11 protein-coding genes and 1 tRNA gene are annotated in these 12,728 nt (G+C 66.2%); 2 read left to right on the top strand and 10 right to left on the bottom strand.

Annotated elements, in window-relative coordinates; translation table 11 throughout:
• Window positions 1–79: 79 nt before the first annotated feature.
• From pth to JCQ34_RS06020, 5 genes are all read right to left on the bottom strand, one after another.
• Window positions 80–685, bottom strand: coding sequence for an aminoacyl-tRNA hydrolase (gene pth / locus JCQ34_RS06040; protein ID WP_286402888.1), 606 nt, complete (start codon window positions 683–685; stop codon window positions 80–82).
• Window positions 686–821: 136 nt separating this feature from the next.
• Window positions 822–1,442, bottom strand: a complete 621-nt coding sequence (locus JCQ34_RS06035) for a 50S ribosomal protein L25/general stress protein Ctc (protein ID WP_286402887.1) — start codon at window positions 1,440–1,442, stop codon at window positions 822–824.
• Window positions 1,443–1,744: 302 nt separating this feature from the next.
• Window positions 1,745–2,725, bottom strand: a complete 981-nt coding sequence (locus JCQ34_RS06030; RefSeq protein WP_159632494.1) for a ribose-phosphate diphosphokinase — start codon at window positions 2,723–2,725, stop codon at window positions 1,745–1,747.
• 2 nt (window positions 2,726–2,727) lie between these two features.
• Window positions 2,728–4,206, bottom strand: a complete 1,479-nt coding sequence (gene glmU / locus JCQ34_RS06025; protein ID WP_286402885.1) for a bifunctional UDP-N-acetylglucosamine diphosphorylase/glucosamine-1-phosphate N-acetyltransferase GlmU — start codon at window positions 4,204–4,206, stop codon at window positions 2,728–2,730.
• 103 nt (window positions 4,207–4,309) lie between these two features.
• A tRNA-Gln gene (locus tag JCQ34_RS06020) sits at window positions 4,310–4,381 on the bottom strand.
• A gap of 133 nt (window positions 4,382–4,514) precedes the next feature.
• Between JCQ34_RS06020 and JCQ34_RS06015 the strand changes: the two genes are divergently transcribed.
• Window positions 4,515–5,141 (top strand): TetR/AcrR family transcriptional regulator, encoded by a 627-nt coding sequence (locus JCQ34_RS06015; protein WP_286402883.1) that lies wholly within the window; start codon window positions 4,515–4,517, stop codon window positions 5,139–5,141.
• A gap of 145 nt (window positions 5,142–5,286) precedes the next feature.
• Here the strand turns inward: JCQ34_RS06015 and JCQ34_RS06010 are convergent, their stop codons facing one another.
• From JCQ34_RS06010 to JCQ34_RS05990, 5 genes are all read right to left on the bottom strand, one after another.
• Window positions 5,287–7,119 (bottom strand): ABC-F family ATP-binding cassette domain-containing protein, encoded by a 1,833-nt coding sequence (locus JCQ34_RS06010; RefSeq protein ID WP_286402882.1) that lies wholly within the window; start codon window positions 7,117–7,119, stop codon window positions 5,287–5,289.
• Between the two features lie 33 nt (window positions 7,120–7,152).
• Window positions 7,153–8,130, bottom strand: coding sequence for a 4-(cytidine 5'-diphospho)-2-C-methyl-D-erythritol kinase (locus tag JCQ34_RS06005; protein ID WP_286402880.1), 978 nt, complete (start codon window positions 8,128–8,130; stop codon window positions 7,153–7,155).
• Window positions 8,127–8,999, bottom strand: a complete 873-nt coding sequence (gene rsmA / locus JCQ34_RS06000; protein WP_286402878.1) for a 16S rRNA (adenine(1518)-N(6)/adenine(1519)-N(6))-dimethyltransferase RsmA — start codon at window positions 8,997–8,999, stop codon at window positions 8,127–8,129. Before rsmA ends, JCQ34_RS06005 begins: the two co-directional genes overlap by 4 nt.
• 110 nt (window positions 9,000–9,109) lie before the next feature.
• Complete coding sequence (locus tag JCQ34_RS05995) at window positions 9,110–10,279, bottom strand: resuscitation-promoting factor (protein WP_286402876.1); 1,170 nt, start codon at window positions 10,277–10,279, stop codon at window positions 9,110–9,112.
• Between the two features lie 281 nt (window positions 10,280–10,560).
• Entirely contained in the window at window positions 10,561–11,466 is a 906-nt protein-coding gene (locus JCQ34_RS05990; RefSeq protein ID WP_286402874.1) for a TatD family hydrolase, read from the bottom strand.
• A gap of 163 nt (window positions 11,467–11,629) precedes the next feature.
• Here JCQ34_RS05990 and JCQ34_RS05985 point away from each other — a divergent pair, with 163 nt between their 5' ends.
• Window positions 11,630–12,727, top strand: coding sequence for an AAA family ATPase (locus tag JCQ34_RS05985; RefSeq protein WP_286402872.1), 1,098 nt, complete (start codon window positions 11,630–11,632; stop codon window positions 12,725–12,727).
• Window position 12,728 lies beyond the last annotated feature (1 nt).

Genomic DNA, 12,728 nt, shown 5'->3' with positions numbered 1-12,728 from the left:
GATGTAGCCCCTTTGCTCCCCCGCATAGGAAGAAGAGTACCCTCTGCCACTGACAAGGAAATAGGGTCGAAGGGAACTTTTACGATTCCGGCTGGCGTGACCCGGACTTTGCGGGGTGGAACCTTTGCTGGGCAGCGGTGAGCCCATCACGGAGCAAGGACTCCACGGCGTCTGCGGCGTCATCGAGAAGGAACGGCAGTTCCTTCTGTTCCGTGGTGCCGAAATCCCGCAAAACGTAGTCGGCGGTGTCCATCCTGCCGGGCGGCCTTCCCACCCCCACACGGACCCGCAGGTAGTCCTTGGTGCCGAGCGCCTTGGAGATGTCCCGCAGGCCGTTGTGGCCGCCTTCCCCGCCGCCGAGCTTGAGTTTGACGGTGTTAAAGGGAATGTCGATCTCGTCATGGACGGCCACCACATGATCGGCGGGAATGCCATAGAAGTTGGCAAGGGCGGAGACGGGGCCGCCGGAGACATTCATGTAGCTCATCGGCTTCGCCAGGACAACGCGGGGACCGCCGATGCCCAGCCGGCCTTCCAGAACCTGGGCGCGGGCCTTGTGCGACTTGAAGCCGGCCCCAATCCGGCCGGCAAGTTCATCAAGCACCATCTGGCCCACATTGTGACGGTTGCCTTGGTATTGGGCGCCGGGGTTGCCGAGGCCAATAATCAGCCAGGTATCTGTCATGGAATCAATCCTATGGGGGTGGCTTGGGCGGGAAGACCGGCGTACGGACGGGGAGAAGCATGCTGATACGGCGGTGGCCTGACATGGCAGTGGCCGGGCCCCTGGGGGTCCGGCCACTGCTGAAATTGCGGAGTGGTTACTCTGCTGCGGCTTCTTCGGCTGCGGGAGCTTCCTCTGCTTCGCCCTCGGGGGCAGCTTCGGTTTCTTCTTCCTCGGCGATGACGACGGCCTCGGAAACGTTCACCACGAGTGCTTCGGCATCGGTCAGCAGGGTGGTGCCCTTGGGGAGGACCAGGTCGGAGGCGTGGATGTGCTCGCCCGCGGCGCGGCCTTCGATGTTGACCTCGATGGCGGTGGGCAGGTGGGTTGCCTCGGCCTCAAGGGACACAACCGTCAGTTCCAGGTTGTGGACGGTGCCGGGAGCGGTTTCGCCCTCAACGTGGACCGGGACGTCAACCGTAACCTTCTCGCCCTGGCGGACGGTCAGAAGGTCGATGTGCTCGATGATCTGCTTTACCGGATCGCGCTGGACGTCCTTGACCAGGGCCAGGTGGCCTTCGCCGTTGATGTCCAGGGACAGCAGGGCGTTGGGGGTGCGGACGGCCAGGGTGGTGGCCTTCGCCGGCAGGGTGACGTGGATGGGCTCTGCGCCGTGGCCGTAGATGACGGCGGGGATCTGGTTGTTCATGCGGGCGCGACGGGCGTAGCCCTTGCCGAATTCGGTGCGCAGTTCTGCTGCGAGCTTCTGCTCAGACATGGAAATCTCCTTGAAGACTAAACGGTGTTCAGCAAGGGCGGAGGTCTGGTGTGACCTTCAACGCCGGGCGGCCGATGGCGGCCCTTCAAGAAGGCAGTCCCCGTGAAGGGACCAGCAGACCCAGTCGATAACGGAGGCTATGCCCTCCCTCGCCAAGGTATCGCCTGACAGCCTACCAGTGCCGGGACCGTTTCCTTAAATCCCCACCGGCCCCCTGAGCTCGCAGGCTCGCCCATGGAACCCTGCCAGCGCGGGACGAGACCCCGCCGGCTCCTGCCGGCGGGGTCTCATCAAGTACGGTCTTATGCCTTGCCGTCGAAAAGGCTGGTGACCGATCCGTCGTCGAACACTTCGCGGATGGCGCGGGCGATCAGCGGCGCGATGGAAAGCACCGTCAGTTGCGGGAAGCGCTGGGACGAACCGAGCGGAAGCGTGTTGGTTACCACCACTTCACGGGCACCGGACTCCGAAAGGCGCCGGGCTGCGGGGTCCGAGAAGACGGCGTGGGTGGCCGCGATGATGACATCCTTGGCACCGGCGTTCTTCAGGACGGTGACGGCGCCGGAGATGGTTCCGCCGGTGTCGATCATGTCGTCGATCAGGACGCAGGTCCGCCCCTCGATCTGGCCCACCACAGTCTTGGAGACAGCCTGGTTGGGGACAGTGAGGTCGCGGCTCTTGTGGACGAAGGCCAGAGGTGCGCCGCCCAGGCGTTCGGCCCACTGTTCGGCGACGCGGACGCGGCCGGTGTCCGGCGATACGACGGTGATGTTGTCCGATCCCACCCGGGTCCGGATGTAGTCGGCCAGCAGCGGAATGGCCATCAGGTGGTCGACGGGGCCGTCGAAGAAGCCCTGGATCTGGGAGGTGTGCAGGTCCACGCTCATGATGCGGTCCGCGCCGGCGGTCTTGTAGAGGTCCGCCACCAGCCGGGCAGAAATCGGCTCGCGGCCGCGGCCCTTCTTGTCCTGGCGGGCGTACGGGTAGAACGGCGAAACCACGGTGATCCGCTTGGCGGAGGCCCGCTTCAGCGAATCGATCATGATCAGCTGTTCCATGAGGTGGTTGTTCAGCGGGGCGGGGTGCGCCTGGATCACGAAGGCATCGGTGCCGCGGACGCTTTCACCGGCGCGGACGTAGATCTCGCCGTTCGCGAAGTCGTAGGCATCCAGCGGGAGGAGTTCGGTGCCGAGCTCCTTGGCGATTTCCCTGGCGAGCTCCGGGTGGGCCCGCCCGGAGGCAAGCACCAACTTCTTCTCGCCGTGCGCCGTAATTTCGCTCATTGTTACTTGCCCTCTTCTGTAGATGCCGGGGTACTTGAGGAGTCGTTGGTGGCCGCCTGGGCCAGTTCGGCGGAGCGGGTTCCCGGACGGTGCGCGGGAACCCAGCCTTCGGCGTTGCGCTGGGCAGCGACGCTCAGCGCAAGCGCTCCGGCCGGAACGTCTTTGCGGATCACTGCGCCGGCGCCGCTGTAGGCGCCGTCCCCCACGGTGACCGGGGCAACAAAGACGGTGTTGGAGCCTGTACGGACGCCCGAGCCGATCACCGTGCGGTGCTTCTTCTCGCCGTCGTAATTGGCCGTGATGTTGCCGCAGCCAATGTTGGTGTCCTCGCCGATTTCGGCGTCGCCCGCGTAGCCCAGGTGGGACAGCTTGGAACCGCGGCCGATGGTGACGTTCTTGGTTTCGTAGAAGGCGCCGATCTTCCCCTTCTCGCCCAGCACCGTGCCGGGGCGAAGGTATGTGAAGGGGCCGACGGCGGCGCGCGGGCCGATTACCGAGCCGGAACCGTGAGTGCGGGCCACCGAGGCGCCCTCGCCGATTTCGACGTCGGTCAAGGTGGTGTCGGGGCCCACGACGGCGTCCCTCGCCACGGTGGTGGTGCCGTGCAGTTGCGTGTTGGGCAGGAGGCGGACGTCCTCGTCCAGGGTGACGGTGGAGTCGATCCAGGTGGTGGCCGGGTCAACCACGGTCACGCCGGCGCGCATCCAGGCTTCCACGGTGCGGCGGTTCAGTTCGGCGCCGAGGGCGGCGAGCTGGACGCGGTCGTTGGCGCCCTCCACCTGCCAGCGGTCAGCAGTGACGACGGCGGCGACGCGGCCGCCTGCCTCACGCGCCAGTCCCAGCACATCGGTGAGGTATTTTTCGCCCTGGGCGTTGTCGGTGGTTACCTTGGCCAGGGCTTCGCGGAGCACCGCGGCGTCGAAGGCGTAGATGCCGGAGTTGACTTCGCGGATCAGCTTTTCGGCTTCGGAGGAGTCCTTGTGTTCGCGAATGCCGGTGACGGAACCGTCCTCGCCGCGGAGGATGCGGCCGTAGCCGGTGGCATCGTCCAGGACTGCCGTGAGGACCGTGACGGCGTTGCCTTCGAACTCGTGGGTGGCGACCAGCTCGGTCAGCAGTTCCGCGGACAGCAGGGGCACATCGCCGTAGGTGACCACGACGGTTCCGGCCAAGGCCTGCCCGGCGTCCAGCGCCTGCAGTGCGGCTTCCACGGCGCGGCCCGTTCCGGGCACGTCGTCCTGGTCCACGATGAGGGCCTGCGGGTCCAGCGCGGCCACGTGGCTTTCCACCAGGTCGCGTTCGTGGCGCACCACGATGGCAAGCCGCTGCGGATTGATGCTGCGGGCGGCACGAAGGGCGTGGCCCACCATGGAGAGGCCGCCGATTTCGTGCAGGATCTTGGGAGTACGCGATTTCATCCGGGTGCCGGCGCCTGCTGCCAGAACGATTACAGCGGCCGGACCGGCATTCTCGGGGATCACGTACGGGCTCTCCTTGCTTGGTTGTGCTGGCGCTTTATGGTGTCCCGCAGCACAGGCCACGGCGCACCGGGTGCCATCCTCATGATCGCTCCTTGCGCAGCAGTTCCGCCCATAGGATTCGAACCTATACTCCACGGCTCCAAAGGCCGGGGTGCTGCCGTTACACCAGAGCGGACCGTGCCGGAAGACTCAAGCCCCGGGCACAAGTCCCTATTTTGCCACGGGTTCAGGGCCCCGCGCGACACGGGGCATTCGGCTCCCACCCGTCCCGCCGAATACCGCCGCCGGCGGTGGGGCATGATGGGAAGGTGAGCAACAACCTTCCGCGGATGCGGATGACGGGCCGGCAGCGCCGAAGCCAGCTGATCGACGTCGGCCGCGGCCTTTTCGCCGCCCGCGGGCTGGACGGCACCACCATCGAGGAAATCGCCGCCTGCGCGGGAGTGTCCAAACCGGTCATCTACGAACACTTCGGTTCCAAGGAAGGGCTGTACACCGAAGTGGTGGACTGCGAATTCCACATCCTGCTGGACGCCGTCAACGCCGCCCTGACCGAGGAAGCCAAACCCCGCGTCCTTGTCGAACGCGCCGCACTCGCGCTGCTCACCTACATCGAGGAACGCACCGAGGGGTTCCGCATCCTCATGCGCGACGCTCCCCCGTCCCAGCCCGAAGGTGCCTTCTCCACGCTGCTCTCCCACGTCACCGCCCGCGTGGAACACATCCTCTCCGACGAATTCTCGCGCCGCGGCTTAAGCGGCGACGACGGTGCGATGTACGCGCAGATGCTCGTCGGCATGGTGGCGATGACCGGCCAATGGTGGCAGGACAGCCGCCAGCCCGATAAGAACACCGTCGCCGCGCACCTCGTCAACCTCGCCTGGAACGGCCTGACCGGCCTCAAGAAGGAACCTGAGCTGCAGTCGGAGGTGTGACTGCCCGGTTCCGTCTGCGGCGCAGGAGGTCATCCTCTGCATGCTGGCTCGTTCCTCGCCTCTGACGCATGCTGCCGGATAACCCCCTTCCCCGCTCGTGAGGCGACGTCACCTCGCCGGGCACAGGAACCAGGGGGAAGAAGGCTCAGTCGCCCAGGAGTTCTGAGGACTCCAGCCACTCCATTTCCAGGGCGTCCTTTTCGTCGGTGAGGTCCTTGAGCTGTTTGTTCTGGTCGGCGAGCTTGTCGAAGTCGCCGGCCTCGGTGGTCTTCAGCATCAGGTCGTGAAGCTTCTTTTCCTCTTGATCGAGCTTCTTGAGCTGGCGCTCAATCCTGTTGAGGGCTTTGCGGGCTTCGCGCTTTTCGGCCTCGGAGGGGCCGTTACCGGCGCCACTGGCAGCCTGTGCCTGTCCGGCGCTGGTGACCGGGTTACCGCCGCCGGTCACTGTTGAACCGGCAAGGGCGGCTTCGCGCAGCTCAAGGTATTGATCTACGCCGCCGGGCAGGCCGCGGAGCTTGCCGTCGCCCAGCAGTGCCATCTGGTGGTCGGTGACGCGTTCCAGCAGGTAGCGGTCGTGGCTGACCACCACCAGGGTTCCGGGCCAGCCGTCCAGCACGTCCTCCACGGCGGCGAGGGTGTCCGTGTCCAGGTCGTTGGTCGGCTCGTCGAGCATCAGCACGTTGGGTTCGCCCACCAGCAGCCGGAGCAGCTGCAGGCGGCGCCGCTCACCGCCGGAGAGATCCTTCACGGGGGTCCACTGCTTCTGGTTGGTGAACCCGAGCTGCTCCACCAACTGGCCTGCCGTGAACTCCTTGCCGCCGACGTTGAAGGAACGCTTTTCCCGCTCGATGACCTCTATGACGCGCAGGTCCGCGACGTCGTCGAGCTCCTTGACCTCTTGGGTGAGGACGGCGGTGACCACCGTCTTTCCCCGCTTCAGCCTGCCGGCGTCGGGGATGACCTCACCGTTGAGCAGCTTCAGGAGCGTGGTCTTGCCGGCACCGTTGACGCCCACCAGGCCCAGGCGCTCCCCCGGTGCGAGCCTGAGGGTGATGTTGTCGAAAAGCTTCCGGCCGCCGTCGCCGCCCTGGAAGTTCAGGGAGACGTTTTCCAGGTCGAGGACGTCCTTGCCCTGGCGTGCGGTGGCCATCTTGCTCAGTGCCATGGAGTCGCGGGGCGCGGGAACGTCCTCGATCAGGGCGTTGGCTGCCTCAATGCGGAACTTCGGCTTGGCCGTACGGGCCGGGGCGCCACGGCGCAGCCAGGCGAGTTCCTTCTTGACCAGCTGCTGGCGCTTGCTTTCCACCACGGACGCCATGCGGTCACGCTCGGCGCGGGCCAGGACATACGCGGCGTAGCCACCCTCGAACGGGTCCACGATCCCGTCATGGACTTCCCACGTCTTGGTGCAGACTTCATCGAGGAACCAGCGGTCGTGGGTGACCACCAGGAACGCGCCCTGGTTGGCCCGCCACCGTGTCTTCAGGTGCCGGGCAAGCCACGCCACACCCTCGACGTCGAGGTGGTTGGTGGGCTCGTCCAGCATGATGACGTCGTGGTCCTCGATGAGCAGCTTGGCGAGCGCCACCCGGCGTTTCTGCCCACCCGAGAGAGCGTGGACGTTCGCATGCCAGTCGACGTCGGACACCAGGCCGCCCATGATCTCCCGGATCCGGGGGTTGCGCGCCCATTCGTAATCAGCCTGGTCCCCCACGATCGCGGCACCCACCGTGAGGTCGCCGTCGAGCACGTCGCTCTGGTCCAGGTAGCCCACGTTGACGTCGCCGCGCTTGGTGACCCGGCCGGAGTCGGGGGTGGAGCGCAGGGCCAGGAGCCGCATCAGGGTGGACTTGCCGTCGCCGTTGCGGCCCACCATGCCGATCCGGTCGCCTTCCTCCAGCCCCAGGGTGATGCCGTCCAGGACGGTGCGGGTTGCGTAGGAAACCGTGAGGTTCTCGCCGCCAAGAAGGTGTGCCAAAGGGAACTGCTTTCTGCTGCCGGACTGGAAGTGTTAAAGGAGGGTGTCGGAGATGATGCGCGCGCCCGGAACCGGACCGTGGACGGGGATCGCTGTCAGGCCGTGGCGCCGCAGGTCCTCCGCCAGTGCCTCGGCTGCCACGGAGTCATCTGCCAGGAGCGCCACGGTGGGGCCGGATCCGGACACCATGCCCGCGATCGCGCCATGGGATTCACCGATTCCCAGCGTATCGCGCAGCGCGGGCGAGAGTTCAATGGACGCCCTTTGCAGGTCGTTGACCAGCACGCGGCTCAGGGATTCGGCGTCGCCGCCCCGCAGGGCCGCGAGGATCTGCGGATCAACCCCGGTGGGTTCTTCGGCGTCGACTCCCTCGTCACCGCGCAGCCGGTCCAGCGTGCGGTACACCTCGGGGGTGGAGAGGCCGTAGTCGGCCACCACCAGCACCCAGTGGGTCTGCGCCTTGGCCAGGGCCGGGGACAGTTCGTCGCCCAACCCAAGGCCGACGGCGGTTCCGCCCAGAAGCGAAAAGGGGACGTCGGCGCCCAGTTCGGCTGCAAGGTGTGCCAGTTCCTCGCGCGACAGCCCGCTGTTCCAGAGCGCATCGCAGGCAAGGAGCGTGGCGGCGGCGTCGGCGGAGCCGCCGCCCATGCCGCCGGCCACCGGAACCCTTTTGGTGATTTCCAGGTGCACGCCGGTGGCGTGTTCGGACACGTCCGCCATGATGGCGGCGGCCTTGTAGGCAAGGTTGTTGCTGTCCAGGGGGATGTCGACGGCGTCGAGGTCCAGGGTACTTTCCGGGCTGAGGCTGATGGTGATGCCGGGGGCAGCGGTGCTGGTGGCAGCCACTTCCTCGTACAGGGACACCGCGAGATAGACGCTGGCCACCGAGTGGTAGCCGTCCGGCCGGAGCGGACCTACCGCCAGGGAGACGTTGACCTTGCCGGGCGCCTTGACCCGGACGGTCCTGGCGGCGAACCGCCCCCTGCCTGCCCTCTCAAGTCCCGCGCTCACGGGCGGTTTTCCCTGGCTTCGGCAATCCGGGCGAACGCGGCGATGTCGATGACCTCTCCGCGTGCCGTGGGGTCCACGCCGGCGGCGAGCAGGCAACGCTCCGCTTCCGGCGCTCCCCCGGCCCAGCCGGCGAGGGCGGCCCGGAGGGTCTTGCGGCGCTGCGCGAATGCGGCATCCACCACGGCGAACACCTGCTCCCGGGAGGCGGTGGTGGCCGGTGGTTCGCGGCGCGTGAAGGCCACCAACCCGGAATGGATCTTCGGCGCCGGCCAGAACACGTTCATGCCGATCACGCCGGCTTTGCGCATCTGGCTGTACCAGGCGGCCTTGACCGAGGGAACTCCATACGTCTTGGAACCGGGGCCGGCTGCCAGCCGGTCGGCTACCTCGTCCTGCACCATCACGAGGCCGTGACGCAGGCTGGGGATATATTGCAGGAGGTGCAGCACCACGGGGACGGCAACGTTGTACGGCAGGTTGGCCACGAGCGCCGTTGGTTCCACCGGCAGCTCGGTGACCTTCATGGCGTCGGCGTGCACCAGGTGGAAAGCGTTGGCGGCCTGGGGCCGCCATTCCTTAACGGTATCGGGGAGCTTCGCGGCCAGGACAGGATCGATTTCGACGGCGACAACCGCCGCTGCCGCGTCCAGCAGTCCCAGCGTGAGCGACCCCAGCCCCGGACCCACCTCAAGGACTGTTTCATCCGGCCCAACTCCCGCCGCGGCAACAATCCGGCGGATGGTGTTGCCGTCGATCACAAAGTTCTGACCCAGCGTCTTGGTAGGCCTGACCCCGATTTCCTCTGCCATCCGGCGTATGTCGGAGGCGCCGAACAATGGTGCGGGCACGGCGGGAGTCGGTTCAGTCACCTAGGTATCCTATCCCGCGCGGCCCTCTGGCTTTGCCCGGTTAACGGCAGTGGCCGGCCCCGGAGTACCCGGGCCCGGCCACACTTTCTGCTTGCCTGATGATCAGTGGATCAGCGGCTGGCCGCCCAGCCGCAGCCCCACGGCGACAGGCCGCGCTGCGCGTAGACGCGGTTGGCGATGTCGATCTGCTGTGCCTTGGTGGCCAGGCTGGCGTTGGGAGCGTAGGCACCGCCGCCGGCGCCGATCCAGGTCTGGATATCGAACTGCAGGCCGCCGTAGTAGCCGTTGCCGCTGTTGATGCTCCAGTTTCCGGTGGACTCACACTGGGCGATCTTGTCCCACATGGCCTCGTTCATCATGGCCGGTGCTGCCGCGCCGGTGTTGGCGGCTGCGGCGGTGGCCGGCGCGGCCTGGGGTGCAGGCTTGGCCTTGGTGCCAACGGTGACCTTTTCGGTGACCGGCTGGACAGCCACGTTCTCCGATACGAGAGTGCGGGAAGCTTCCCGTCCGTCCACGAGCACCAGCTTGAAGGTGCGCTCAAGCTTTCCGGCGGAGCCTGCCTGCGTGACTTCCTTCTCACCCTTGAGCATGTCCGCGCTTTCGGCGGTAACAGTTTCGAAGGGCACGTCTTCACTGGTGACGGCGGTTTGGCTGGTGTCCACGCGGGAGACCTTGATGACCATGTTGTTCACCACGTTGGCGTTGGCGGGCTGGGAGGAGCGGTCATTGGCGCCGAGGGTAACCCCGGAGTCCTCCAGGACCTTACCCACGGTCGGCGCGGTGGTGGTGGCAGTGTTCACCTTGCCGTCGGCCACGATGCTGACGGTCTTGGGCGTGGAGATTGAAACGTAGGAGCCCGCCAGCGACAGGGTGGCATCCTTGGGTGCGGAGACGGACGAGGCACTGGCCACGCCGAGCTCGGTCACCAGGTCTTCGACGTCCTGGGCCGTGGTGTTCACGGTCTTCTCGGCACCGTCCAGGCTGACCTTGACCTCTTTGGCCTGGTTGATGTTGATGACGGTACCGTTCTGGACGGTCGCATCGAGGGAAGGCGACACCCGGTCGCCGGGCTTCAGGTCAAGGTTTGCACTCTTGACCACCTGGGCCACTGTTCCGCCAAAGGACTGCACGGACGACGCTTGGCCGTCCACGTTGAGCGTGATTGTTTTGTTATTGCCCACGAAGGCTACGAGGCCTGCGACCAGGCCGCAGAGCACCAGCAGCTGGGCGCCAACCTTGATAAAGCTGAACTTGCCGTCCGATGTGAAGAACTTGATCACGATTGCCCGTAACTCTCGGTCCATCCGGGCACGGGGAAACGCGCAGAGAACTGCCCGGAACAAGCCTGCAAAGGACAGTCCGGGCACCAATGCGCCGCCACACTCCGCGCACCGGCATGGCCGGCTTTTGGACAGGCCGGTCCGGCTGCGAAAGGAGTGAAATTACCCGCTGGCCTTCCCCGACCCCGGCTAATAGTTTTCCACTGTAACCGTAGCGTTATAAAGCGGCCAACATTTTTGCATACCAGGTATGCGGCAGGAAGGGGATAACGGCGCGCCCGTCAGGTCCAGGATCCGTATGCCCGTACGGTATTTTCGCTGATTGCGGTACAGAGGCCGGCCAGATCGGAGCCTGTCAATTCTGCCATGGCACGCACCGTATACGGCACCATATAACTGGCGTTCGGCCGCCCCCTGTGCGGGTGCGGGGTCAGGAACGGGGCGTCGGTTTCCACCATGATGAGCTGCCGGTCCGCCACGGCGAGCGCGGCACGGAGGTTGGCTGCGTTCTTAAACGTCAGCGTGCCGGCAAAGGACATCCACCACCCCTGGTTATTGCAGGTCCTGGCCAGTTCCTCATCGCCTGAGAAGCAGTGGAACACCACCCGTTCCGGCGCTCCCTCTTCCTGCAGCACCCGCACCACGTCGCTGTGCGCATCCCGGTCGTGGATCTGGAGGGTGAGGTCCAGCCGCTTGGCGATGTCGATGTGGCGGCGGAACGAGTATTCCTGGTGCCGAAGCCCCTCCCCTTCCGTGCGGTAGAAGTCCAGTCCCGTTTCGCCAATGGCACGGATCCGCGGGTGCGCGGCCAGGCGTTCAATCTCGGCGAGTGCGTCCTCCAGCCCTCCGTCGGCGGCATATTGCGGAGCGTCGTTGGGGTGCAGGGCCACAGCCCCGAGGAGCCGGGTGTCCTGGTCCACCGCTTCCACGGTGAACCGCGAAGACTCCAGGTCGCAGCCCACCTGCACGGCGCCCTGGACGCCCACGGCCGCGGCCGCATCGAGGGCAGCCTTGATCCCCACGGGCGCCTTTCCTTCCGGAAAGTCCAGGTGGGTGTGGTTGTCCATGACCGGCACGGGCAGGGGCTCCGGCGCCGGTGGGAAATCCTTGCGGCGTCCGGCTCCCGGCTCCGTGCTTCCATCCACGGCAGGCATCCGGTAGGCGGCAGGAATCGACGAATTGCACATCCACCCAGCCTAGCCGCGGCGGGCGCCCCCATATTTGCCGGAACTCTCTGTCAGCCGCGGCAGTTGTGTTAGTAGTCTGGAACGAACACACGCGCACGCCCACCGAGGGGCGAAGGCAGGCTTGCTGTCCCGTCCAGGTGAATCCCGGGCTGAAAGGTTGCCGATGGAACCGCACCGACGCACTGCCAACAATGCAAGCGCATCGAACCTCAACCTGGCCGACGTGCCTGATTCCGTCAGCCACCTGAACGGGCACCGGCCGCCGGCCATGGATTCCGCATCCTTCCACGACGCGGCGCAGCGCATCCTCACAACCGTCAACACCGTCATTGACGGTAAGTCCGAGGCCGCCAAGCTGGCGCTTACCGTGCTCCTGGCGCAGGGGCACCTGCTGGTGGAGGACGTGCCCGGCGTCGGCAAAACGCTGCTGGCAAAGACCCTCGCCCGGACCATCGACTGCACCGTCAGCCGCATTCAGTTCACGCCCGACCTGCTGCCCTCGGACGTCACCGGGGTGTCCATCTACAACCAGGCCTCGAGGCTCTTTGAGTTCCGGCCGGGCGCGGTGTTCGCAAACATTGTCATTGGCGACGAAATCAACCGCGCCTCCGCCAAAACACAGTCCGCCCTCCTGGAATGTATGGAGGAGCACCAGGTCACGGTGGACGGCAACACGTACAAGCTCGATGAGCCGTTCATGGTGGTTGCCACCCAGAACCCCATCGAAATGGAGGGGACGTATCCCCTGCCGGAAGCCCAGCGGGACCGGTTCATGGCCCGCATTTCCATGGGGTACCCGGACAAGGACGCCGAGATCGAAATGCTGGAAACCCACCAGGCGGTCTCGCCGCTGGCCCACGTCTCCCCCGTGGTCACCGCCTCCGATGTTGCGGCCATGACCGCCACCGTCCAGCAGGTCTACGTCTCCGAACCGGTAAAGGAATACACGGTGTCATTGGGCAGGGCCACCAGGGAAAGCCCGCTGCTGCGGCTGGGCGCCAGCCCCCGTTCCCTGCTGCAGCTGCTACGTGCCGCCAAGGCCACGGCCGCGCTGGACGGCCGCGACTTCGTTCTGCCGGACGACGTGGGGGACGTTGCCGAAGCTGTCCTGGCACACCGCATCATCCTGGACCGGAAGGCCGCCGGCGCCGGCGAGACGCCGCACAGTGTCCTGCGTGGCATCCTTTCCCGGCTGCCCGTTCCGCAGGCCCAGCCCGGCCAACCGGGCCGGGCTGCTGCCGCCGGCAGCAGGAACCGCTAGG

The organism is Pseudarthrobacter defluvii, from assembly GCF_030323865.1.
Taxonomy (GTDB): domain Bacteria; phylum Actinomycetota; class Actinomycetes; order Actinomycetales; family Micrococcaceae; genus Arthrobacter; species Arthrobacter sedimenti.
The sequence above is the reverse complement of the archived record's forward strand: the minus strand, read 5'-3'. Positions and strand labels throughout refer to the sequence as shown.

Coding starts and splice junctions, on each gene's coding strand:
- pth (WP_286402888.1), bottom strand. CDS start 685: ATGACAGATACCTGGCTGATTATTGGCCTCGGCAACCCCGGCGCCCAA.
- JCQ34_RS06035 (WP_286402887.1), bottom strand. CDS start 1,442: ATGTCTGAGCAGAAGCTCGCAGCAGAACTGCGCACCGAATTCGGCAAG.
- JCQ34_RS06030 (WP_159632494.1), bottom strand. CDS start 2,725: ATGAGCGAAATTACGGCGCACGGCGAGAAGAAGTTGGTGCTTGCCTCC.
- JCQ34_RS05990 (WP_286402874.1), bottom strand. CDS start 11,466: ATGTGCAATTCGTCGATTCCTGCCGCCTACCGGATGCCTGCCGTGGAT.
- JCQ34_RS05985 (WP_286402872.1), top strand. CDS start 11,630: ATGGAACCGCACCGACGCACTGCCAACAATGCAAGCGCATCGAACCTC.